Here is a 23,020-nt window from a genome sequence, read left to right as displayed (position 1 = left end):
CCCGCCTCCACACCCCAGACGGTGTGGGTTAGTTTCATATAAAAGAAGCATCGCAGGACTATGACTGGTCCCCTGCGAAGCTTCCTGGTCACCCGGCGATATCGCGAATGGCGATCTCGCTCATGATGCGTTGCAGCACCTGATCGATGGACAACTCCGTTGAATCCAGCTGTATCGCGTCGGCCGCCGGCTTGAGCGGGGCTACTGCGCGCTGGGTGTCACGCTCGTCGCGTGCACGGATCTCATCTAGCAGACTCGACAGACTAACATCCTCGCCTTTGCCCTTCAACTGCAAATATCGGCGGCGCGCCCTCTCCTCGGCGCTGGCGGTGAGGAAAATCTTCAACGGCGCGTCAGGAAAGACCACCGTGCCCATGTCGCGACCATCGGCCACCAGCCCCGGCGGCTCCTGGAAAGCGCGCTGGCGTTGCAGCAACGCTTCGCGCACCGCTGGCAGCGCGGCGACCTGGGAGGCCCCGGCGCCCACGCTTTCGGTACGGATGACATCACTGACTTCGTCACCTTCCAGGATAATGCGCTGGAGCTGGCCATCGGTCGCCGCAATGAATTGCACGTCCAGGTGAGCCGCCAGCGCCTTGAGCAATTCTTCATTGGTCAGGTCGACGCCATGGTTGGCGGCGGCGAATGCCAGCAGCCGGTACAAGGCACCCGAATCGAGCAGGTTCCAGCCCAACTGCCTGGCCAGGATCCCGGCGACGGTGCCCTTGCCCGAACCGCTTGGGCCATCGATGGTGATGACCGGTGCCTTGATGTTCACGACTGCGCCTCTTGTGCTACGCGAATACCGACCTGTGCGCACAGCGCCAGGAAGTTCGGGAACGAGGTGGCGACGTTGGCGCAATCATGGATGCGAATCGGCGCGCTGGCGCGCAGAGACGCAACACTGAAGGCCATGGCGATGCGGTGATCACCGTGACCATGGACTTCGCCGCCGCCGATCTGGCCGCCGTCGATGATGATGCCGTCCGGCGTCGGCTGGCACTTGACGCCCAAGGTGAGCAAGCCATCAGCCATCACCTGGATGCGATCCGACTCCTTGACCCGCAGCTCTTCGGCGCCAGTCAGCACGGTGCGCCCTTCTGCACAGGCGGCCGCCACGAACAGCACCGGGAACTCGTCGATGGCCAGCGGAACCAGCGCCTCCGGAATCTCGATACCCTTGAGTTTAGCTGCTCGTACGCGCAGGTCCGCTACGGGTTCGCCGCCGACTTCACGCTGGTTTTCCAAGGTAATGTCAGCGCCCATCAGGCGCAGGATGTCGATCACACCGGTGCGGGTCGGGTTGATGCCGACGTGCTCGAGCACCAAGTCGGAGCCTTCGGCGATCGAGGCGGCCACCAGGAAGAATGCCGAAGACGAGATATCGCCTGGCACTTCGATGTGGGTCGCGGTCAGCTTATTACCAGACTCGACGGACGCCGTGGCGCCGTCCACCGTGACCGGGTAGCCGAAGCCGCGCAGCATGCGCTCAGTGTGGTCGCGGGTCGGGGCCGGCTCGGTGACGGTGGTCTTGCCCTCGGCGTAGAGACCGGCCAGCAGCAGGCAGGATTTCACCTGGGCGCTGGCCATCGGCATGGTGTAGGTCAGGCCCTTGAGCTTGTTGCCACCGCGGATGGTCATCGGCGGACGACCGTCGGCGGCCGTCTCGATGACTGCGCCCATTTCCCGCAACGGGTTGGCGACACGATTCATCGGGCGCTTGGACAGCGAGGCGTCGCCGGTCAGGGTGCTGTCGAAGTCCTGCGCAGCCAACAAGCCGGACAACAGACGCATCGAAGTCCCGGAGTTACCCAGGTAGATCGGCCCCGGGGCAGGCTTGAGGCCGTGCAGGCCGACACCATGGATGGTCACGCGACCGTGGTGCGGACCTTCGATGACCACCCCCATGTCGCGAAACGCTTGCAGCGTCGCCAGGGCGTCTTCGCCCTCAAGGAAGCCTTCCACCTCGGTCACGCCTTCGGCCAGGGAGCCGAGCATGATCGAACGGTGGGAAATCGATTTATCGCCCGGTACACGAATACGCCCACTCAGGGAGCCACCAGGTTGTGCCAGGAAAATCAGATCGTTGGAGTTCATAGCGTCCACATAGGCCCGACGGGCCAGGATTTTACTGAAATGCTCGCGGGCCACCCTGGCGCGCGTGAAAACGCCCAGCAATTGGTGCCCGTCCCCTGCATCGACCGCGTCGCGCAAGGCGTCGAGGTCGCTGCGAAATGTATCGAGTGTGCGCAAGACAGCTTCGCGGTTGGCGAGGAAGATGTCGTGCCACATGACCGGGTCGCTTCCGGCGATTCTCGTGAAATCGCGGAAACCGCCGGCAGCGTAACGGAAGATCTCAAGATTTTCATTGCGTTTGGCCAATGAATCCACCAGGCCGAACGCCAACAGGTGCGGCAAATGGCTGGTGGCGGCCAATACTTCATCGTGACGCTGGACCTGCATGTGCTCGACATCGGCACCCAGTTCGCGCCACAAACGGTCCACCACCGCCAGCGCGGCTGGATCCGTCTGGTCCAGCGGCGTGAGAATCACTTTGTGACGACGAAACAGTTCGCCGTTGGAAGCTTCCACCCCGCTCTGCTCGGAACCGGCAATCGGATGACCGGGCACGAAGCGCGCCGGCATCCCGCCGAACGCCTCGGTGGCGGCGCGCACGACGTTGCCCTTGGCGCTGCCGACATCGGTCAGGATCGCTTGCCCCAAATTCATGCTCGCCAGGCGTGCCAGCAGTTTTTCCATGGCCAGGATCGGCACTGCCAGCTGGATCACGTCCGCGCCCTGACAAGCGATCGCCAGGTCATCCTCGCAGCGATCGACCACACCCAGCTCCACGGCCAGCTTGCGCGACTGCGGATCCAGGTCGACACCGACCACCTCGCGGCACAGGCCGCTTTCACGCAAGCCCTTGGCGAACGAACCGCCGATCAACCCCAGGCCGACCACCACCAGGCGACCGATCATAGGGGCAGCAGGTTGCAGCGAAGTGACATCAACCACGAACCAGGACCTTGCTCAACGCCTCGAGGAAACGGCTGTTTTCCGCCGGCTGGCCGATGGTGACGCGCAAGTGGTTCGGCATGCCGTAATTGGCCACCGGACGCACGATCACACCTTCGCGCAACAGCCCCTGGTACACCGGCGCGGCGACACGCCCCAGGTCGATGCAAATGAAATTGCCTTTGGATGGAATCCAGCCCAGGCCCAGCTCACGCAGCCCCGCTTCCAACTGCAGCATGCCGGCCGCGTTGAGGCGACGACTTTCAGCCAGGTAGGCTTCATCCTGCAAGGCCGCACAGGCGGCGGTCAGGGCGAAGCTGTTGACGTTGAACGGCTGACGCACGCGGTTCAGCACATCGGCCACCACGGCAGTGGACAGGCCGTAGCCGACCCGCAGCGAGGCCAGGCCATAGGCTTTGGAGAAGGTGCGCGAAACCAGCAGGTTCGGGTACGCCGCGAGGAAGTCCAGCCCATCGGGCAAATCACTGCCTTCGGCGTATTCGATGTAAGCCTCGTCCAACACCACCAGCACGTGCGCGGGCACGTCCTGCAGGAAGTCATCCAGGGCCTGGGCATCGAACCAGGTGCCGGTCGGGTTGTTCGGGTTGGCAATGAAAACCACGCGGGTGTTGGCGTCGATGGCGGCCAGCATGGCTGGCAGGTCGTGCCCCCAGTCCTTGGCGGGAACCACACGGGCATCCGCGCCGACGGCCTGGGTCGCGATCGGGTAAACCGCGAACGCGTGCTCGCTGAACACCGCGTTGAGACCTGGCGCCAGGTACGCACGAGCGACCAGCTCAAGGATGTCGTTGGAACCATTGCCCAGCGTCACTTGGTTCAGCTCGACACCACAGCGCTCGGCCAGCAGGCTCTTGAGTGCAAAGCCATTGCCATCGGGGTAACGGGTTAGCTCGGCCAGTTCGTCGCGGATCGCCGCCAATGCCTTGGGGCTCGCGCCCAACGGGTTTTCGTTGCTCGCCAACTTGACGATGCTGGCCGGATCCAGATCCAGCTCACGGGCCAGTTCGTCCACGGGCTTGCCCGGAACGTAAGGCGAGAGTTGTTGCACGCCTGGCTGAGCCAGAGCGAGGAAGTTGCCACTCATTTGCTATCCGCCCTTAAAGAACTGCTTTGGGGTAGGAACCCAGCACCTTGAGTGCCACTGCTTCCTGACTGATTTTCTCCAGCACACCTTTTACCAGCGGATCGCGGTGGTGGCCGACGAAATCGATGAAGAACACGTAGGTCCATTTACCGCTGCGCGACGGACGGGTCTCGATCCGCGTCAGGTCGATACCGTTGTCATGGAACGGCACCAGCAGTTCATGGAGCGCGCCGGGCTTGTTGCTCATGGAAACGATGATCGAAGTCTTGTCGTCGCCGGTCGGCGGGACTTCCTGGCTGCCGATCATCAGGAATCGCGTGGAGTTGTCCGGGCGATCCTCGATTTTTTCCGCCAGGCGCGTCAACCCATAGAGGCCGGCCGCCATATCGCCAGCAATCGCCGCCGAGTTCCACTCGCCCTTGACCCGCTTGGCCGCCTCGGCGTTGCTCGATACCGCCACGCGCTCGACGTTCGGATAGTGGGCGTCCAGCCACTTGCGGCACTGGGCCAACGACTGGGCGTGGGAATAGATCCGGCTGATGCTGTCGGTCTTGGTGTTCTCGCCCACCAGCAGGTGGTGGTGGATGCGCAACTCGACTTCGCCGCAGATCACCATGTCGTGCTCGAGGAAGCTGTCCAGCGTGTGGTTGACCGCGCCTTCAGTGGAGTTCTCCACCGGCACCACGCCAAAATTCACCGCGCCGGCAGCCACTTCACGGAACACTTCGTCAATGGCCGCCATCGGCTTGCTGATCACGGCGTGACCGAAGTGCTTCATGGCCGCGGCCTGGGTGAAGGTGCCTTCCGGGCCCAGGTAGGCGACTTTCAGCGGCTGCTCGAGGGCCAGGCACGAAGACATGATTTCGCGGAACAGACGCGCCATCTCTTCGTTGCCCAGCGGCCCCTTGTTGCGCTCCATGACACGCTTGAGCACCTGCGCTTCACGCTCGGGGCGATAGAACACCGGCACTTCGCCTTCGGCCAGGGAGGCCATCTTCACCCGGGCGACTTCCTGGGCGCAGCGCGCGCGCTCGCTGATCAGCTCCAGGACCTTTTCGTCCAGGGCATCGATACGCAGGCGCAGCGCCTTGAGTTCTTGCTCAGACATCAGCCATGTTCCTTCTCGAACTCTGCCATGTAGGCGATCAACGCATTGACGGCGTTGATGTCGACGGCGTTGTAGATGGAGGCGCGCATGCCACCGACCGAACGGTGGCCCTTGAGGTTCAGCAGGCCGCGCTCGTCGGCGCCAGCCAGGAATGGTTTGTCGAGACGGTCATCGGCCAGGCGGAACGGCACGTTCATCCACGAGCGATCGGTCTTGTTGATCGGGTTGCTATAGAGGCCGCTGGCGTCGATGAAGTCATACAGCGTGCGCTGCTTCACTTCGTTGAGCTTGCCGATGGCTTCGACACCGCCCTGCTCCTTCAGCCATTCGAACACCAGGCCCGACAGGTACCAGGCCAGGGTCGGCGGGGTGTTGTACATCGAGCCGTTGTCGGCCGCGACCTTGTAGTTGAGCATGGTCGGGCACAGGGAGCGGGCACGCCCCAGCAAGTCTTCACGGATGATGCTGACCAGGATGCCGCTTGGGCCGATGTTCTTCTGGGCACCCGCGTAGATCATGCCGAAACGGGAGATATCCACAGGGCGCGAGAGAATGTCCGAGGACATGTCGGCCACCAATGGCACGTCGCCCGTTTCCGGGATCCAGTTGAATTCCAGGCCGCCGATGGTTTCGTTCGGTGCGTAGTGAACGTAGGCCGCGTCCTTGGACAGGTTCCACTCGTTCTGGCCGGGAATCGCGAAATAGTCGTAGGGCTTGGCGGTGGCGGCCACGTTAACGTGACCGTAGCGCGAAGCTTCTTCGATGGCTTTCTGCGACCAGATGCCGGTGTCGATGTAGTCGGCCTTGCCGTTTTCCGGCAGCAGGTTCAGCGGGATCTGGGCGAACTGCTGGCTCGCGCCGCCTTGCAGGAACAGCACCTTGTAGTTGGACGGGATGTTCAGCAGATCACGCAAGTCCTGCTCGGCCTTGGTGGCAATGGACACGAACTCATCGCTGCGATGGCTCATTTCCATGACCGACAGGCCCTTGCCGTGCCAGTCGAGAAGTTCACCCTGGGCACGCTTCAGGACCGCTTCAGGAAGCGCCGCCGGGCCGGCACAGAAGTTATAGGCTCTCTTGCTCACATCCAATCTCGCTCTGATTTGGTGGTCACATAAATCTTTTGGTCTACGGATGATCGTTCCTACGCTCTGCGTGGGAATGCATCTAATGACGCTCTGCGTCATGGGACGCGGAGCGTCCCGAGCGGCATTCCCACGCAGAGCGCGGGAACGATCCTGCTCTTGTTCAACGCCAAGTCGCAAATTTTCAAAAGGAACAAACAACAAGGGGGCGAATCTTCATCCGCCCCCTGCGTGTCCGCTTAGTCCTGCGGTTCTTCTTCGTCTGCGGCAGCGTCGAGCGGTTGGTCGCCGACAGCGTCGTCGACATCGGCACCGAGGGTACCGTCGAACGCCACGCCTTCCTCGCCGTCCAACTCCTCGCCTTCAACCTCCGACGGTTCCTGGACCCGCTCAAGCCCGACCAGCGTTTCGTCGCTGGCCAGCTTGATCAGCGTCACGCCCTGGGTGTTACGACCCAGGCTCGACACTTCGGCGACCCGCGTGCGCACCAGGGTGCCCTGGTCGGAGATCAACATGATCTCCTCGCCATCGAGCACCTGGACCGCACCGACCAGGCGACCGTTACGCTCGTTGCTGACCATGGCGATCACACCCTGGCCGCCACGCTTGTACTCGGGGAACTCGCTGATGGCCGTGCGCTTGCCATAACCACGAGCCGAAGCGGTGAGGATCTGGCTGCCTTCTTCGGGGATCAGCATGGAAATCAGCTTCTGGCCTTCCGGCAGGCGCATGCCGCGCACACCGCGAGCGGTACGGCCCATGGCCCGAACGTCGGATTCCTTGAAGCGAGTGACCTTGCCGCCGTCGGAGAACAGCATGACCTCACGCTCGCCGTCGGTGATGGCGGCGGAGATCAGCACGTCACCTTCGTCCAGTTCCAGGGCGATCAGACCGACGCTGCGCTGACGGCTGAAGGACTCCAGCGGGGTCTTCTTCACGGTTCCGTTGGCGGTGGCCATGAAGATGTAGTGACCCTCGGTGTACTCTTCCACCGGCAACATGGTGGTGATGTATTCACCATCGTCCAGCGGCAACAGGTTGACCAGCGGACGGCCACGGGCGGCACGGGACGCTTCCGGGATTTCGTAGGTCTTGAGCCAGTACACCTTGCCCTTGCTGGAGAACAGCAGCAGCGTGGTGTGGCTGTTGGCGACCAGCAGGTGAGCGATGTAGTCCTCGTCCTTGACGCCAGTCGCGGACTTGCCCTTGCCGCCGCGACGCTGGGCCTGGTAGGCGGCCAGCGGCTGGGTCTTGGCGTAGCCGCCGTGGGAAATGGTCACCACGCGCTCTTCTTCCGGGATCATGTCACCCAGGGTCAGGTCCAGGCGCGCATCGAGAATCTCGGTGCGGCGTACGTCGCCGTACTCGGCGCGGATCACTTCCAGCTCTTCGCGGATCACTTCCATCAGGCGCGTAGCGCTGTTGAGGATGCGGATCAGCTCGCCGATCTGGTTGAGGATTTCCTGGTACTCGGCCAGCAGCTTCTCGTGCTCGAGGCCGGTCAGGCGGTGCAGGCGCAGTTCCAGGATGGCTTGCGCCTGCTCCGGGGACAGGAAGTACTTGCCTTCGCGCAGGCCGTATTGCGGGTCGAGGTTCTCCGGGCGGCACGAATCGGCGCCAGCGCGCTCCACCATCGCCACCACCGCGGTGGACTCCCAAGGGGTGCTGATCAGCGCTTCCTTGGCTTCCGACGGGGTTGGCGAGGCCTTGATCAAGGCGATCACCGGGTCGATGTTCGACAGGGCGACGGCCTGGCCTTCGAGAATATGGCCGCGCTCGCGAGCCTTGCGCAGTTCGAACACCGTGCGACGGGTGACCACTTCGCGACGGTGACGCACGAAGGCTTCCAGCAGGTCCTTGAGGTTCAGGATCCGCGGACGGCCGTCGATCAGCGCAACGATGTTGATGCCGAACACGCTTTGCAGCTGGGTCTGGGCGTAGAGATTGTTGAGGATCACCTCAGGCACTTCGCCACGGCGCAGCTCGATCACGACACGCATGCCATCCTTGTCGGACTCGTCACGCAGCTCGGTGATGCCTTCGAGCTTCTTCTCTTTCACCAGCTCGGCGATCTTCTCGATCAGGCGAGCCTTGTTCAGCTGGTACGGCAGTTCGGTGATGACGATCTGCTGGCGGCCGCCGACCTTGTCGATGTCTTCCACCGTCGAGCGGGCGCGCATGTAAATGCGGCCACGGCCGGTACGGTAGGCTTCGATGATGCCGGCGCGACCGTTGATGATCGCAGCGGTCGGGAAGTCCGGACCGGGGATGTATTGCATCAGCTCATCGACGGTCAGCTCGGGATTGTCGATGAGCGCCAGGCAACCGTCGATGACTTCACCGAGGTTGTGCGGCGGGATGTTGGTCGCCATGCCCACGGCGATACCGCTGGAGCCGTTGACGAGCAGGTTCGGGATACGGGTCGGCATGACCGCCGGGATCATTTCGGTGCCGTCGTAGTTCGGCACCCAGTCCACGGTTTCCTTGTGCAGGTCGGCCAGCAGCTCGTGAGCCAGCTTGGTCATGCGCACTTCGGTGTATCGCATGGCCGCGGCGTTGTCGCCGTCCACCGAACCGAAGTTGCCCTGGCCGTCTACCAGCAGGTAGCGCAAGGAGAAGGGTTGCGCCATACGAACGATGGTGTCGTACACGGCAGTGTCGCCGTGGGGGTGATACTTACCGATCACGTCGCCGACGACACGGGCGGATTTCTTGTACGGCTTGTTGAAGTCGTTGCCCAGCTCGCTCATCGCGAACAGCACGCGCCGGTGCACGGGCTTCAAGCCATCGCGCGCATCCGGCAGCGCCCGCCCGACGATTACGCTCATTGCGTAGTCGAGGTAGGACTGTTTCAGCTCGTCTTCGATATTGACCGGGAGGATTTCTTTGGCCAGTTCGCCCATGAGAAGCCTGATTCCTTTTTCTGGTGAAACCTCGTCACATCCAGATGGGACGAACGAAGCTCGCCGCTGCAGAACAAATGCCGTGCAGCGACTTACGACAAATCAACGAGTTATGCCATGGATCTGCGCAGTAAAGGCCACCTCGCGAGGCAGCCCTGGAAACCGCCGGATGTTATCACAAGAGCCGCCACGCACCTATCCCCCAGATGCGCATGGTGCGTAGTTAGTTGACCGGTGACAGGCTGATATGGGACCAGAGGGGCTTAGAAGCGCTGTGGATGGAGATTCAGGGGCAAAATGCAAGGGATTTGTTGCCTTCAAGGGCCTCATCGCGAGCAAACTCGCTCCCACAGGGATCTTTGCATGCTCGAGATTTCGGCCACGACCCGATCCAATGTGGGAGCGAGCTTGCTCGCGATGGCGACAGGTCAGGCAGCACGAACCATCAGTGCAACCGCTTGCGGCACATCAACTGTGCCAGCTTCGCGGTGTCCGGGCGCTCGATGATGCCCTTCTCCGTGACGATGACGTCGATCAGATCCGCCGGGGTGATATCGAAGACCGGGTTGAAGGCGCCCACCTCCGCGCCGAGCCTCCTGCCGCCGATTTCCAGCAGTTCACGCCCGTCGCGCTCCTCCGTCGGAATGTCTTCACCGCTGACCAGGCTCATGTCGATGATCGAGCTCGGTGCCACCACCATGAAGCGCACACCATGGTGCATGGCACAGACCGCCAGTTGATAAGTGCCGATCTTGTTCGCCACGTCGCCATTGGCGGCGATGCAATCGGCACCGACGATCACCCAGGTCACACCCTTGGTCTTCATGATATGGGCAGCGGCGGAATCGGCGTTGAGGGTCACCGGAATGCCTTCCCGGGCCAGTTCCCATGCCGTCAGGCGCGAGCCTTGCAGCCACGGCCGGGTTTCATCGGCATAGACGCATTCCACCATGCCCTCGATATACGCCCCCCGGATAACCCCCAAGGCCGTGCCAAAACCGCCGGAGGCCAAGGCGCCGGTGTTGCCATGGGTGAGAATGGCCTGGGCGTTGCCCTGGTGCTTGCGGATCAGGTCGACCCCCAACTGGGCCATGGTCAGGTTGGCTTCGCGATCGCTCACGTGGATCGCGATGGCTTCAGCCTCGAGCACCGCCAGCGGCTCGGCATGCTCTTTCAAGCGCCCCAGCCGGTCGCGCATTCGATCCAGCGCCCAGAAAAGGTTCGCCGCCGTCGGCCGGGCTGCGGCCAGCAAGGCAAAATCGGCCTCCAGGGCCGCTTGCCAATCGCCGCCTTCGGCCATCCTGGCCCGCGCCGCCAGCACCACGCCGTACGCCGCACTGATGCCGATGACCGGCGCACCGCGCACGGCCATCGAGCCAATGGCCTCGGCCACATCGGCGATACGGGTGCAGGCGATCCAGCGTTCCTCGAACGGCAAGCTACGCTGGTCCAGCAGGTACAGGACGCCATCACGCCAATCGATGGCCTTCACCTTCTCCGCAGCCAATAGTCGATCGCGCATCCTTCACCCCGTACTCATGAACAAAGCCGCCGATTATAGCGATCCCTCCGCGAAGACGCTCGGGTATACTTCGCCATCCTTTATACCCCATGGAGCCGTTCCACGATGCCCAAGCCTGTCGTTGCGCTCGACTTATTATTGCTGCCGACCTGGTTGGTACCTGTCGAACCCGCCGGTGTAGTGCTCAAGGACCATGGCCTGGGCATTCGCGACGGTTGCATCGTGTTCATCGGTCCACGGGCAGAGGCCCTGAAGTGTGACGCCACCGAGGTCCGTGAACTGCCCGGCATGCTGCTCACCCCCGGCCTGATCAACGCCCACGGCCACGCGGCCATGACCCTGTTTCGCGGCCTGGCCGACGACCTGCCCTTGATGACCTGGCTGGAACAGCACATCTGGCCGGCTGAAGCCAAATGGGTCGATGAAGATTTCGTCCGGGATGGTACCGACCTGGCGATCGCCGAGCAGATCAAGGGTGGCATCACCTGCTTCTCCGACATGTATTTCTACCCCAAGATCGCCAGCGAGTGCGTCCACGACAGCGGTATTCGCGCGCAAATCGCCATTCCGATCCTCGATTTTCCGATCCCCGGTGCCGCCAGCGCCGACGACGCCATTCGTCAGGGCATCGAATTGTTTGGCGACCTCAAGCACCATCCGCGGATCAAAGTGGCATTCGGCCCGCACGCGCCCTACACGGTGGGGGACGAGAACCTGGAGAAAATCCGCGTGATCGCCGAGGAACTGGACGCGGCCATTCATATGCATGTTCATGAAACCGCCTTCGAAGTGCAGCAGGCTGTGGATAACACCGCTGAGCGGCCAATGGCTCGCCTGGCACGTCTTGGCCTGCTGGGGCCACGCTTCCAGGCCGTGCACATGACTCAGATCAGCGACGAGGACCAGGCCCTGCTGGTAGAAAGCAATTGCAGCGTGATCCATTGCCCGGAATCGAACCTGAAGCTGGCCAGCGGTTTCTGCCCGGTGGAGCGCCTGTGGCAAGCCGGCGTCAATGTCGCCCTCGGTACCGACGGTGCGGCGAGCAACAACGACCTGGACCTGCTCGGCGAAACCCGCACCGCCGCCCTGCTGGCCAAGGCCGTCGCCGGCTCGGCCACGGCCCTGGATGCCCATCGGGCGCTGCGCATGGCCACGCTCAACGGCGCCCGGGCGCTGGGCATCGAAGCGACCGTCGGCTCCCTGGAAGTCGGCAAGGCCGCCGACCTGGTGGCCTTCGATCTGTCAGGCCTGGCCCAGCAACCGATCTACGACCCAGTGTCGCAACTGATTTATGCCACCGGCCGCGATTGCGTCAAACACCTTTGGGTAGGCGGCAAGCCGTTACTGGAGGATGGCCGGCTGACCCGCATGGACGAACCGACACTGATCGCCACGGCCCAGGCCTGGGGTCGGCGCATCAGCGGCCACAACGAATGACCACGCCCCTGGAGCCGCGGCTCGGGGCATCTGATTTTTCAAGCTTTTCGAGGATCTGCACATGAGCAACGTCGACCACGCCGAAATCGCCAAATTCGAAGCCCTGGCCCATCGCTGGTGGGACCGTGAAAGCGAATTCAAACCGCTGCACGACATCAACCCGCTGCGGGTCAACTGGATTGACGAACGGGTCCACCTGGCCGGCAAGAAGGTCCTCGACGTCGGTTGCGGTGGCGGCATCCTCAGTGAGGCCATGGCCCAGCGCGGGGCGACGGTGATGGGCATCGACATGGGCGAAGCGCCGCTGGCGGTGGCGCAACTGCATCAATTGGAGTCGGGCGTCAGCGTGGAATACCGGCAGATCACTGCCGAAGCCCTGGCCGAAGAAATGCCCGGCCAATTCGACGTGGTCACCTGCCTGGAAATGCTCGAACACGTGCCGGACCCGTCCTCGGTCATCCGCGCCTGCTTCCGCATGGTCAAGCCGGGCGGCCAGGTGTTCTTCTCCACCATCAACCGCAACCCGAAAGCCTACCTGTTCGCCATCATTGGCGCCGAATACATCATGAAGCTGTTGCCACGGGGCACTCACGACTTCAAGAAATTCATCCGCCCCTCCGAACTGGGCGCCTGGAGCCGCGCGGCCGGGCTGACCGTCAAGGACATCATCGGCCTGACCTACAACCCGCTGACCAAGCATTACAAGCTGGCCGCCGACGTTGACGTCAACTACATGATCCAGACCCTGCGCGAGGAGTAAGGCGATGCGTCTCAAAGCGGTTCTCTTCGACATGGATGGCACGCTGCTCGACACCGCGCCGGACTTCATCGCTATCTGCCAGGCCATGCGCGCCGACCGTGGCTTGCCACCCATGAACACCCAGCACATTCGCGACGAGATTTCCGGCGGCGCCCGGGCGATGGTCGCGGTGACCTTTTCCATGGACCCGGAATCACCAGGGTTCGAGGAGCTGCGCCAGGAATTCCTCGACCGCTACCTCAAGGGTTGTGCGGTCCACAGCCACCTGTTCGACGGCATGGCCGAAGTGTTGGCCGATATCGAAGCGGCCAACCTGATCTGGGGTGTGGTCACCAACAAACCCGTGCGTTTCGCCGAACCGATCATGCAGCAACTGGGCCTGGCCGAGCGTTCGAAAGTGCTGATCTGCCCTGACCACGTGAAAAACAGCAAGCCGGACCCGGAACCGCTGACCCTGGCCTGCAAGATGCTCGACCTGGACCCGGCCAGCGTGCTGTTCGTGGGCGATGACCTGCGGGATATCGAGTCCGGTCGCAGCGCCGGCACCAAGACCTGCGCGGTGACCTACGGCTATATCCACCCGGACGACAACCCGAATCATTGGGGCGCGGATGTGGTGATCGACCACCCCTCGGCGCTCCGTGAAGTGCTAGATAACGCGTTGTGCAGTTGCTGATGTGACGGTCTTGTGATGAAGGGATTTATGTGGGAGCAAGGCTTGCCCGCGATGAAGGCGATGCGGTCGTTCAGGAATCGAGGTGCCTGTTTCGCGAGCAAGCTTTGCTCCCACAGCCTGCTCCCAACAGCGGGGCTCAATCCCCTCGCCACTACAGCTTCTGCCAACAGATTGATTTGTTGAGGTTTTTTATGTTTGATTATTCCGCCCGTCCCGACCTGCTCAATGGCCGGGTGATCCTGGTCACCGGCGCCGGTCGCGGGATCGGTGCCGCAGCGGCGAAAACCTACGCCGCCCACGGTGCCACCGTACTGCTGCTGGGCAAGACCGAAGCCAACCTGACCCAGGTCTACGATGAAATCGAAGCGGCCGGTCATCCGCAGCCAGCGGTGATCCCGTTCAACCTCGAAACCGCACTGCCTCATCAATACGATGAACTGGCGGCGATGATCGAAACCGAGTTCGGTCATCTGGACGGCTTGTTGCACAACGCCTCGATCATCGGCCCACGCACCCCACTGGAACAGTTGTCCGGGGAGAACTTCATGCGGGTGATGCACGTCAACGTGAACGCGATGTTCATGCTCACCAGCACCTTGCTGCCGCTGCTCAAGCTGTCCAAGGATGCGTCCGTGGTGTTCACCTCCAGCAGCGTCGGCCGCAAGGGCCGGGCCTACTGGGGCGCCTATGGCGTGTCCAAGTTCGCCACCGAGGGACTGATGCAGACCCTGGCCGACGAAGTCGATACCGTCGCCGCTGTGCGCGCCAACAGCATCAACCCCGGCGCCACCCGCACCAGCATGCGCGCCCAGGCCTATCCGGGAGAAAACCCGCTCAACAATCCGACGCCCGAAGCGATCATGCCGGTCTACCTGTACCTCATGGGCCCGGACAGCACCGGCGTCAACGGTCAGGCGTTCAACGCACAATAATGAAGCCGGCATCGCGACGATTTACCGTCGCGATGCCGGCCCCGGTCGACGCCAAACCAGGCGAACCGCCAAGTCCACGTCGCCCTGCATTCGTGACTCGCTATCAATTCATTGATTCCTAATCGGTTTTTACGGAAGTGAACCGAATGGCACGACTTTCGCTCTAACCTCTTCAAACATGCCATGTTCGGCAGGTAATGGACGGTGAGACGAGACTTATGCCTGCCATGGAAAGCGGACTAAACTCAAATCAGTTGTCCTATGGGACTGAAGGACCAGTACGACGTGCAGCCCAAAGCCGCCGCACCCAACCTGCGGGACAGATTTAGCTTAGGGGCTAACGCCATATGAAAACGCCCAACCAGATCAACGCGTTCGATTTCGACAGCGCCAAATTGCAGCGTTTGGGCCTGGCTCGGCCATCGCCGCTCCCTGCACGCTCCGTCAGTCTGTCGCAATTGCGCCAGCAATTGAGCCAGCAACTACAGACCAGCCTGGAGCCGCAGCGGATCCTGGGCCTGTTTTTCCGGGAAATCCAGCGACTGGTGCCCCTGGATGCGTTGGCTTATCAGCACAAAGCCAGTGATCTGCGCCTGGAGTTCGGGCAACGCGGGCATCACACCCTCAGCTATAACCTCAGCCATGAAGGCGAACACCTGGGTGAGCTGGTATTCCGTCGTAACCAACGTTTCTCCGAGGCGGAACAGAGCGACCTCGAATCCATCATGTCGACGCTGCTGTATCCGCTGCGCAACGCGCTGCTCTACCGCGCCGCGACCCAAAGCGCCCTGCGCGATCCGCTGACCGGTACCGGCAACCGCATCGCCATGGACCAGACCCTGATGCGGGAAATCGACATGGCCAAGCGTCATTCGCAACCCTTGTCGGTGCTGATGCTCGATATCGATCATTTCAAGCGCATCAACGACAACCATGGTCACGGTGTTGGCGACGAAGTGCTCAAGGCCGTGGCCGAGTCGATCAAGGGCCAACTGCGCAATGTGGACATGGTGTTCAGGTTCGGTGGTGAAGAGTTTCTGATCCTGCTGGCCAATACCAGTCGGGATGCGGCGGCGATGGTCGGTGAACGACTGCGTCATGCCGCCCAGACCCAGGATTACTTCGCCGCAGGCACAAGGATCGATCTGACGGTCAGCCTGGGGTGCGCCACCCTGCTACCGGGGGAATCCTCGGAAAGCCTGCTGCGCAGGGCCGACAGCGCGTTGTACGTAGCCAAGCGCGAAGGCCGCAATCGGCTGGCGATGGCCGGCTGAAAACGATTGTGGGACCGAGCTTGTGTGGGACCGAGCTTGCTCGCGATGGCGGCAGCATATCCGACATCTGCGCGAGCTGACCCACCGCTATCGCGAGCAAGCTCGCTCCCATAGGGATTTTGGGTGAATCTGAAGCCAGCGCCCATCCAAAACGACCGTGGGAGCGAGCTTGCCCGCGATAGCGGCCTGGCAGTCAACCTCCCCGTCGACTGTCAGACCTCTTCGCGAGCAGGCTCGCTCCCACAGGTTGTATGGCTATCTGTAGCGGTAGAAATCAGCTACCGGCCATTGCCAGACGCTCACGGGTGGCTGACGCCCTGCTGGCAGGCTCCGCCTGTTCCAGCTGCATGCAACGCTCCAGGAACAGGTACATGTAGTCATAGCTCTTGCACACGGCCTGGCGCAGCTCCGTTTGCAGGGCCTTGCTCGGGTTCATCCCCGCCAGCGTACAGATGATTTCCAGGGCTTCCCAAGGATGGGCATCGTCGTACTGGGCATGCATCTTCAGCCACTTCATGGCCCGCTTGCGGTCTTCCTCGGCAAAAGCGGCCGCATAGACACCGTTGGAACACACCAGCGCCGACCACTCTCCCGTGGCGCCCTCGATGGCGTAGTTGGTCGCGGCGATGGCCACGATCAACGAGTCCGAGGAACTGGTGTGCCAGCACCAGTGGCTCAAGGCATGCAGCTCAGGCGGTACCTGTTGGGCTTGCAGGTCTTCCAAAGTCACGCCATGGGCGGCGCTCCAGTTGACCCAGTAGTCGGCATGGTTGAGTTCGACACGAATGTTGCGCATCAGCCAGCGACGCGCCATGTCCTCGCCGGGGTGGCGGGCAAAGCGGGTCTTGGTGAGGTTCTGTGCCATGTATAAAGCGAACTGTTCGACGACCGGCCAACCACCAATGAGGTAGTGGCGCATGGTCTTGGCGCTGAGCTTGTTGTCGCGCATGCGCTGATACAGTTCGTGTTCGACAACCCGGCGCTTGCTCTCGCTGCAATCGGTAATGAGCTGCTGTGCCCATTTCGGATAGCTTGTGGCGTCCATGAGCGGGCCTGTTCGGTTGAATGTGTCGATCACTGTCGGGCTCCTTTTGATTGTGATTTTCTCGGATCAGCAAGAGTTTCAGCGGAACGTGCCGGGGGCCTTGAATAACAGCGGCTGGGGCCGGGCCGGCCGACATTGCAACGTGTCGCAGGTAAACAATTGCGGGCGTTCGATCACATACCCCTGAGCGTAGTCCACCCCTATCTCCAGCAATGCCTGCTCGATCTGGGCGGTTTCAACAAACTCGGCAATCGTGCGCTTACCCATGACGTGACCGATGTGATTGATCACTTCGACCATTGCACGGTTAATCGGGTCGTCCAGCATATCCTTTACGAAACTCCCGTCGATCTTTAAGAAGTCTACAGGTAAATGTTTCAGGTAAGCGAATGAAGACATTCCGGCGCAAAAGTCATCCAGAGAGAAATAGCATCCCAAGCTCTTGAGTTCATTGATAAAGCGGATCGCACTGCCCAAATTCGAAATAGCGCTGGTCTCTGTAATTTCAAAACAAATCATTTCCGGCGGAATGGAGTAGGCCACGAACTGTTTACGCAGGAAGTCGAGGAACGCCTGATCTCCGATAGTTGTGCCTGACAGATTAATCGCACACATCGCCATGGGCCCCTGCCGCGATTCATTCAGGCACCGGCGGATGATCTTGAAGACATTCTCCACCACCCAACGGTCCAGGGACGTCATCAGCCCGTAGCGTTCCGCCGCGGGAATGAAGCTGTCCGGCAGGATCATCCGCCCGGCTTCGTCATGCAGGCGCAACAGGATTTCAATGTGTCCGCCACCATGATCGCCCGGCCCCAGCGCGGCGATTTCCTGGGCGTACAGGCAAAAGCGGTTTTCCTCCAGGGCCATGTGCAAGCGCTGGACCCAGGCCATCTCGCCAAAGCGCAGGGACAACTCCGAGTCATCGGCGTGATAGACCTGGACCCGGTTGCGCCCCTTTTCCTTGGCCATGTAACAGGCCATGTCGGCAGCCCGCAGGGATGCCTCCAGGGTCGTCGGGGTCTGGGCGATATGCACCAGGCCGATGCTCACGGTGGTCACGAACGGCCGGCCCTTCCAGACAAAGTGCAGGTTTTGCACGGTCTGGCGCAGCCCTTCAGCGATTTTTTCCGCCGCCTCCGGCGAACAGTTCTCCAGCAGTATCCCGAACTCATCGCCACCCAGCCGGGCCAGGGTGTCATTTTCCCGCAGCCCTGACTGCAGCAAGGCGCAGATATGCCGCAACAATTCGTCACCCGCCGCATGACCGCAGGTGTCGTTGACCAGCTTGAACTGATCCAGGTCGAGAAACATCAAGGCATGGCGCCCGATCTGGCGAGTGAGGTTGTGCAAGGCTTGCTCGAGGCGATACTCGAACTCCCGGCGGTTGGCCAGGCCCGTCAGGGCGTCATGGGTGGCCTGCCATGACAGGTTGGCGATGTATTGCCGCTCCTGGGTCATGTCATGCAGCACCAGCACGGCGCCACTGACCTTGCCCGCATGGCGGATCGGCGCGCCCACCAGGGTGACCGACACGGTACTGCCATCCAGGCGCTGGATCAGTTTCGAATGTTCACTGGCGCCGCTGAGCCGACCGCTGAGGATGTGCTCGATCAGGGTCAGTCCTTCGGTCTGGGCATTGTCATCGAGCAAATTGAACAGCGCGGCCAGGGGCAAGCCCGTGGCGTGTTCGGCCTTCCAATGCGTCATCGCTTCGGCGGCGGGGTTCATGTAGGCGATGGCCCCCTCCACGTCGGTGGTAATCACCCCATCGCCGATGGATTGCAGGGTGATCTGTGCCCGCTCTTTCTCCATCTGCAGCGCATTGGCGAACACCTGCCGCTGGGCCAGCAGTTTATGGGTACGCAACAACGCCAGGACGATCAACCCCAGGGCGGTGGCGAAATTGGTCACCAGCAAGAGCCTCAGGATGAAGCGCGAGCCCTCGCCCAATGCGTCGCTGAACGCCTTGGCAGCCGGGGTGACGGAATCGTTGATCGCAAAGATCTGGGCCTTCCAGCCGCGAATATCCACCTCTGACGCCTGGCCCGCGACAATACTGCCGTGCATCTGCCGGGCGACGTTATCCAGTTCGGTCAGATAGCCATCGCCCACCGTCCAGAGATCGATGGCTTCTTCCAGGTAACTGAAGTGACGGAAGTTCAGATAAAGCCAGATCAGGCTGGCCACATCGTCCGGGTGATTGCCGCCCTTGAGGATCCCGGCCCGTGCCGCTTCCAGGTTCGGCGGTTCGCGGTCCAGCGCGACCCGCAGTTCATGGCCGCCCTCGGGTACGGCGATGGCTTGCTGGTATTTGTGGAAAATCGCCTCGTCGCGGCTGTCGGCGTAGAGGTTGAGGTAATAGATGGCGTCTTTCTGGCCCTTGGACCAGAGACTCTCCCCCGCTACATAGCCGCGGACGGCGGAAAGCACGTAAAGGCTGACGCCGCCAAGCAATGCCTGAAATAGCACAACGGCAATAAAGGGCCAGACGATGCCCAGCAGCCGTGGTGTTCCGAGAGTCTGCTTTTGCTTCATGAGGTCCCTTGCACAGGTACTGCCGAACGAACACCCGCGAGAATTCCGCTCCTGACTCAACAGCCTAGGCTAGTTTTCGCCCCATAGAATGGATGGATGAAGAGATCTTTGCGTGGAATTTGGAAGAATCGACGTGTTTGCCTGTTTTTTCCGATACTAAGCACAGAAAACGGCGGGAAACTCAAGGCTGTTGTATCTGTTGCAAATGACCGTAGAGTCGAGCGTAAAGGCCCCCGTCGGCAATCAACTGCAAATGGTCGCCGTCTTCGGCGATTTGACCACCGTCGAACACCAACACCCGATCGGCCTGCTTCACCGCCGAAAGCCGGTGGGCGATGATCAACGTGGTGCGTGCGCTCAAAAAGCGCGCCAGTGCCTGGTGAAGGTTGTACTCGGTGGCCGCATCCAATGCCGAGGTGGCTTCGTCGAGAATCACCACCCGTGGGTCGGCCAGTACCATGCGGGCGATGGCCAGCCGTTGGCGCTGTCCGCCCGACAACCGAACCCCGGAACGCCCTACAACGCTTTCCAGGCCCTGGGGCAGCGCCCGTACCGTGGCGTCGAGCTGGGCGATTTCCAATGCCCGCCAGCAGTCGTCGTCGCTGCACTCACGCCCCATGGCCAGGTTGGCCCGTACCGTGTCGTTGAACAGTGCCGGATGTTGCAACACCACTGCAACATTCTCCCGAATGGTTTCCAGGCCGATCTCCTGCTGCGTGGCGCCGCCAAAACGAATGCTGCCCGACTGTGGCGTGTACAGCCCCAGCAGCAACTGCACCAAGGTGCTCTTGCCGCCGCCACTGGCCCCGACGATGGCGACTTTCTCGCCCGGCGAAATGGACAGGTTCAACTGGTCGAGCACCAGCTCCTCGCCGTAACCGAAACTCAACCCCTGGATTTCGATGCCCACGGTGTCACGGCCCTTGAACGGATCGACGCCCCCCGTGTACTGGGGCTCGTCGGCCCGGGCCAGCAGTTCGTTGATCCGGTTCAAGGCGCCGCCGGCCGCGTAATAGGCGTATTGCAGGTTCAACAGCTGCTCGACCGGGCCGATCATGAACCAGAGGTAGCTGAACACCGCCAGCATCTGGCCGATGGACAGGTCGGAAAACACCACGGTGAGCATGGCCGCCGCGCGAAAAATATCGATGCCGAACTGGAACAGCAAACCACTGGCGCGGTTCGAAGCGTCGGTTTTCCACTGCGAATTCACGGCGTAATCGCGGACCTCCTTGGCACGCATCCCCAATCGGCCAAGGAAATAACCCTGGCGGTTGCCGGCGCGCACTTCCTGGATGGCATCCAGGGTTTCGGTCAAGGCCTGGGTGAAGCGCGAGGTACTGTCGTTCTCCAGCTTCTTGAGGTGTTTGACCCGCTTGCCCAGTTGCACCGTGGCGTAGATCACCAGCGGGTTGAACAGCAGGATCAGCAGCGCCAGTTTCCAGTGCATCCACACCAGGATCCCGGCGGTGCCCACCAGGGTCAGCATCGCCACCAGGAAACGGCTGAGGGTCTCGCCGATGAATTTGTCGAGGGTGTCCAGGTCGGTGACCAGGTGGGCCGCCACGGTGCCGCTGCCCAGGCTTTCGTACTCGCCCAGGGAGATTCGTTTGAGGCGTTCGATCAAGCGGATGCGAATGCGATAGACAATATCCTTGGCCAGCCTGGCGAACAGGCGCGCCTGCACCACGTTGAACAGCAAGGCACCACAGCGCAGGGTCAGGGTCGCCAGCAACATCAGCCCGATGTAGCCGGCTGCGCTCTGCCAAGCCGTGGGCAAGGCATGGTTCATGACTTTCAGGGCCGCATCGCCGTGGCCCAGCAGGACCTCGTCCACCAGCAACGGCAACAGCAACGGAATCGGCACGCTGCACAGCGTCGCCAGCACGGCCACGCCGTTGGCGATCCACAGGGCTTTTTTATGTTTGAGGGCCAGGCGACGGATCTCCGCCCAGCTCAACCGGTCGATGCGCTGCGAGGTCGATGGGGCTGACAGCCGCTCAGGCACAGGTCGCGCGCTCCAACCAGCGGCCAAGCAAAGGCGACAACTGGCTCAGAGGCTGGTAACCGTTGGTCAGCAAGGCCAACTGGCCGTCACGCTCGGCCAGTAGCGTGGGAAACCCGGCAATGCCCAAATCCTGGACCCAGGTGAAATCCGCCGCAGTGGCCGCGTGCTGGTCGGCGCGGTCGAAGGCCGCGGCGAATTCGATGCGTGGCAGCCCCGCCTGCTCGGCCAGCTCCACCAGGACGCTGGCGTGGGTGACGTCACGGCCTTGTACATAAAAGGCCTGTTGGATCAGCTTCACCAGCGTCCAGGCCAGGTCCGGGGCCAGGCTGCGGGCCGTCACCACTGCCCGGCAGGCGGGCTCGGTGTCGTAGACGAAACCATCCGGCAACGCGCCTTCAAACTTGAAGGGCTGTCCAGTGGCCTGGGTCACGGCCTGCCAGTGCTCGAGAATGTAGCGCCGGGTGGTCGGCTCCAGCGCCGAACCGCTGCCGGTGCGCAAACCGCCCACCACCAGGTGTAGCTCCACACCCGCGGCGTGCGCCTGCTCGACCAATGCCTCGGCCACCGGCGCAAAGCCCCAGCACCAGGAACACATCGGGTCCATCACATAGAGCAGGCGTGACGTCATGGCTCAAGCCTCGGAAGATGTTTGCTTGTAGTTGTAGCCGATCGGGTGCGGCATGTTGCGCGCCTTGGCCAACTCGATCTGTTTCTGCCGGTCGATGGCGCTGCGACGGGTTTTCTCGCTCAGCTTATCCCAGCAATGCGGGCAACTGATGCCAGGCACATAATGCTCCGAAGCGCGGTCTTCTACGCTCACCGGAGTGCGACAGGCATGACATTGATCGTAGTCTCCTTCGCTGAGGTCGTGGCGAACGGTCACGCGGTTATCGAACACGAAGCAGTCGCCGCGCCACTTGGTTTCTTCCTGAGGCACCTCTTCGAGGTATTTCAGGATGCCGCCCTTGAGGTGATAGACCTCGTCGAACCCCTGGCCAAGCATGTAGCTGGAAGCTTTTTCACAGCGAATGCCACCGGTGCAGAACATCGCGACTTTCTTGTGTCTGGCCGGGTCGAAGTGGGCCTTGATGTACTCGGGAAACTCGCGAAAGCTGGTGGTCTTGGGGTCGATGGCGCCTTCGAAGGTGCCGATGGACACTTCATAATCGTTGCGAGTGTCGATCAGCAGCACTTCCGGATCGCTGATCAGCGCGTTCCAGTCCCGCGGTTCGACGTAGGTGCCGACTTGCTTGTTCGGGTCCACGCCTTCGACACCAAGGGTGACGATTTCTTTCTTGAGCTTGACCTTGGTGCGGTAGAACGGCTGCTCATCGCAATACGACTCTTTATGGTCGATGTCGATCATGCGCGGATCGTTCTTGAGCCAGGCCAGCAGGCCGTCGATGCCTTCGCGGGTGCCGGAGACCGTGCCGTTGATGCCTTCCTCGGCGATCAGCAACGTGCCTTTGATGCCGTTGTCGAGCATGGCCTTGAGCAAGGGCTCACGCAGCTCGACGTAATCTTCCAGGGTGACGAACTTATACAGTGCCGCCACGACAATGGGTTGTGTCATGGGTGTTTCTCCAGGTGGCTACCCTCGTAAAGGGTG

17 protein-coding genes are annotated in these 23,020 nt (G+C 61.8%); 5 read left to right on the top strand and 12 right to left on the bottom strand.

The features are described 5' to 3' along the window. Positions 1–88: 88 nt before the first annotated feature. The 7 genes from cmk to mtnA form a co-directional block, all read right to left on the bottom strand. Positions 89–778: a (d)CMP kinase gene (cmk, locus tag BM321_RS00235; protein ID WP_014337227.1), complete on the bottom strand. Its 690-nt coding sequence runs from the start codon at positions 776–778 to the stop codon at positions 89–91. Continuing rightward, positions 775–2,982 carry a bifunctional prephenate dehydrogenase/3-phosphoshikimate 1-carboxyvinyltransferase gene (locus tag BM321_RS00230; RefSeq protein WP_256573355.1) on the bottom strand — a complete coding sequence of 736 codons (2,208 nt, stop codon included), beginning with the start codon at positions 2,980–2,982 and terminating at the stop codon, positions 775–777. The genes cmk and BM321_RS00230 overlap by 4 nt, the downstream gene beginning before the upstream one ends. A 28-nt stretch (positions 2,983–3,010) precedes the next feature. Beyond that, entirely contained in the window at positions 3,011–4,123 is a 1,113-nt protein-coding gene (gene hisC / locus BM321_RS00225) for a histidinol-phosphate transaminase (protein WP_092441157.1), read from the bottom strand. Between the two features lie 13 nt (positions 4,124–4,136). Continuing rightward, the gene (gene pheA / locus BM321_RS00220; RefSeq protein ID WP_003199233.1) at positions 4,137–5,231 is read right to left on the bottom strand and encodes a prephenate dehydratase; all 1,095 of its coding nucleotides are present in this window, start codon (positions 5,229–5,231) and stop codon (positions 4,137–4,139) included. Then, positions 5,231–6,316 carry a 3-phosphoserine/phosphohydroxythreonine transaminase gene (gene serC / locus BM321_RS00215; protein WP_041024563.1) on the bottom strand — a complete coding sequence of 362 codons (1,086 nt, stop codon included), beginning with the start codon at positions 6,314–6,316 and terminating at the stop codon, positions 5,231–5,233. Before serC ends, pheA begins: the two co-directional genes overlap by 1 nt. Positions 6,317–6,555: 239 nt before the next feature. Beyond that, positions 6,556–9,219 (bottom strand): DNA gyrase subunit A, encoded by a 2,664-nt coding sequence (gene gyrA / locus BM321_RS00210; RefSeq protein WP_092327168.1) that lies wholly within the window; start codon positions 9,217–9,219, stop codon positions 6,556–6,558. 445 nt (positions 9,220–9,664) lie between these two features. Beyond that, positions 9,665–10,741 (bottom strand): S-methyl-5-thioribose-1-phosphate isomerase, encoded by a 1,077-nt coding sequence (gene mtnA, locus BM321_RS00205; RefSeq protein ID WP_092441156.1) that lies wholly within the window; start codon positions 10,739–10,741, stop codon positions 9,665–9,667. 105 nt (positions 10,742–10,846) lie between these two features. On the opposite strand from mtnA, the gene BM321_RS00200 reads away from it, so the two are divergent. From BM321_RS00200 to BM321_RS00175, 5 genes are all read left to right on the top strand, one after another. After that, positions 10,847–12,178, top strand: coding sequence for a TRZ/ATZ family hydrolase (locus BM321_RS00200; RefSeq protein ID WP_092441155.1), 1,332 nt, complete (start codon positions 10,847–10,849; stop codon positions 12,176–12,178). Between the two features lie 61 nt (positions 12,179–12,239). After that, on the top strand, positions 12,240–12,938 hold the full coding sequence (gene ubiG / locus BM321_RS00195; protein ID WP_092441154.1) for a bifunctional 2-polyprenyl-6-hydroxyphenol methylase/3-demethylubiquinol 3-O-methyltransferase UbiG: 699 nt from the start codon (positions 12,240–12,242) through the stop codon (positions 12,936–12,938). Positions 12,939–12,942: 4 nt separating this feature from the next. Beyond that, complete coding sequence (gene mupP / locus BM321_RS00190) at positions 12,943–13,614, top strand: N-acetylmuramic acid 6-phosphate phosphatase MupP (protein ID WP_072408441.1); 672 nt, start codon at positions 12,943–12,945, stop codon at positions 13,612–13,614. A 191-nt stretch (positions 13,615–13,805) separates the two neighbouring features. Then, a complete protein-coding gene (locus BM321_RS00180; protein WP_060738597.1) occupies positions 13,806–14,546 on the top strand; it encodes a YciK family oxidoreductase in 741 nt (246 codons plus the stop codon). Positions 14,547–14,893: 347 nt separating this feature from the next. After that, positions 14,894–15,820 (top strand): GGDEF domain-containing protein, encoded by a 927-nt coding sequence (locus tag BM321_RS00175; protein WP_092441152.1) that lies wholly within the window; start codon positions 14,894–14,896, stop codon positions 15,818–15,820. Positions 15,821–16,094: 274 nt separating this feature from the next. On the opposite strand, the gene BM321_RS00170 is transcribed toward BM321_RS00175, so the two are convergent. From BM321_RS00170 to BM321_RS00150, 5 genes are all read right to left on the bottom strand, one after another. Then, on the bottom strand, positions 16,095–16,865 hold the full coding sequence (locus BM321_RS00170; RefSeq protein ID WP_371856600.1) for an iron-containing redox enzyme family protein: 771 nt from the start codon (positions 16,863–16,865) through the stop codon (positions 16,095–16,097). A 78-nt stretch (positions 16,866–16,943) separates the two neighbouring features. Next, the gene (locus tag BM321_RS00165; protein WP_092441151.1) at positions 16,944–19,403 is read right to left on the bottom strand and encodes an EAL domain-containing protein; all 2,460 of its coding nucleotides are present in this window, start codon (positions 19,401–19,403) and stop codon (positions 16,944–16,946) included. Positions 19,404–19,584: 181 nt separating this feature from the next. Beyond that, on the bottom strand, positions 19,585–21,399 hold the full coding sequence (locus BM321_RS00160; protein ID WP_371856601.1) for an ABC transporter ATP-binding protein: 1,815 nt from the start codon (positions 21,397–21,399) through the stop codon (positions 19,585–19,587). A gap of 4 nt (positions 21,400–21,403) precedes the next feature. Beyond that, entirely contained in the window at positions 21,404–22,006 is a 603-nt protein-coding gene (locus tag BM321_RS00155) for a DsbA family protein (protein ID WP_170847552.1), read from the bottom strand. A gap of 36 nt (positions 22,007–22,042) precedes the next feature. Further along, on the bottom strand, positions 22,043–22,984 hold the full coding sequence (locus BM321_RS00150) for an oxygen-dependent tRNA uridine(34) hydroxylase TrhO (RefSeq protein WP_072408456.1): 942 nt from the start codon (positions 22,982–22,984) through the stop codon (positions 22,043–22,045). Positions 22,985–23,020: the final 36 nt, after the last annotated feature.

It is taken from the genome of Pseudomonas sp. NFIX10 (genome assembly GCF_900111955.1).
GTDB classification, from domain to species: domain Bacteria; phylum Pseudomonadota; class Gammaproteobacteria; order Pseudomonadales; family Pseudomonadaceae; genus Aquipseudomonas; species Aquipseudomonas fluorescens_AA.
The sequence above is the reverse complement of the archived record's forward strand: the minus strand, read 5'-3'. Positions and strand labels throughout refer to the sequence as shown.

Coding starts and splice junctions, on each gene's coding strand:
- BM321_RS00230 (WP_256573355.1), bottom strand. CDS start 2,982: ATGATCGGTCGCCTGGTGGTGGTCGGCCTGGGGTTGATCGGCGGTTCG.
- hisC (WP_092441157.1), bottom strand. CDS start 4,123: ATGAGTGGCAACTTCCTCGCTCTGGCTCAGCCAGGCGTGCAACAACTC.
- pheA (WP_003199233.1), bottom strand. CDS start 5,231: ATGTCTGAGCAAGAACTCAAGGCGCTGCGCCTGCGTATCGATGCCCTG.
- gyrA (WP_092327168.1), bottom strand. CDS start 9,219: ATGGGCGAACTGGCCAAAGAAATCCTCCCGGTCAATATCGAAGACGAG.
- mtnA (WP_092441156.1), bottom strand. CDS start 10,741: ATGCGCGATCGACTATTGGCTGCGGAGAAGGTGAAGGCCATCGATTGG.
- BM321_RS00200 (WP_092441155.1), top strand. CDS start 10,847: ATGCCCAAGCCTGTCGTTGCGCTCGACTTATTATTGCTGCCGACCTGG.
- ubiG (WP_092441154.1), top strand. CDS start 12,240: ATGAGCAACGTCGACCACGCCGAAATCGCCAAATTCGAAGCCCTGGCC.
- mupP (WP_072408441.1), top strand. CDS start 12,943: ATGCGTCTCAAAGCGGTTCTCTTCGACATGGATGGCACGCTGCTCGAC.
- BM321_RS00180 (WP_060738597.1), top strand. CDS start 13,806: ATGTTTGATTATTCCGCCCGTCCCGACCTGCTCAATGGCCGGGTGATC.
- BM321_RS00175 (WP_092441152.1), top strand. CDS start 14,894: ATGAAAACGCCCAACCAGATCAACGCGTTCGATTTCGACAGCGCCAAA.
- BM321_RS00170 (WP_371856600.1), bottom strand. CDS start 16,865: ATGGACGCCACAAGCTATCCGAAATGGGCACAGCAGCTCATTACCGAT.
- BM321_RS00165 (WP_092441151.1), bottom strand. CDS start 19,403: ATGAAGCAAAAGCAGACTCTCGGAACACCACGGCTGCTGGGCATCGTC.
- BM321_RS00155 (WP_170847552.1), bottom strand. CDS start 22,006: ATGTGTTCCTGGTGCTGGGGCTTTGCGCCGGTGGCCGAGGCATTGGTC.
- BM321_RS00150 (WP_072408456.1), bottom strand. CDS start 22,984: ATGACACAACCCATTGTCGTGGCGGCACTGTATAAGTTCGTCACCCTG.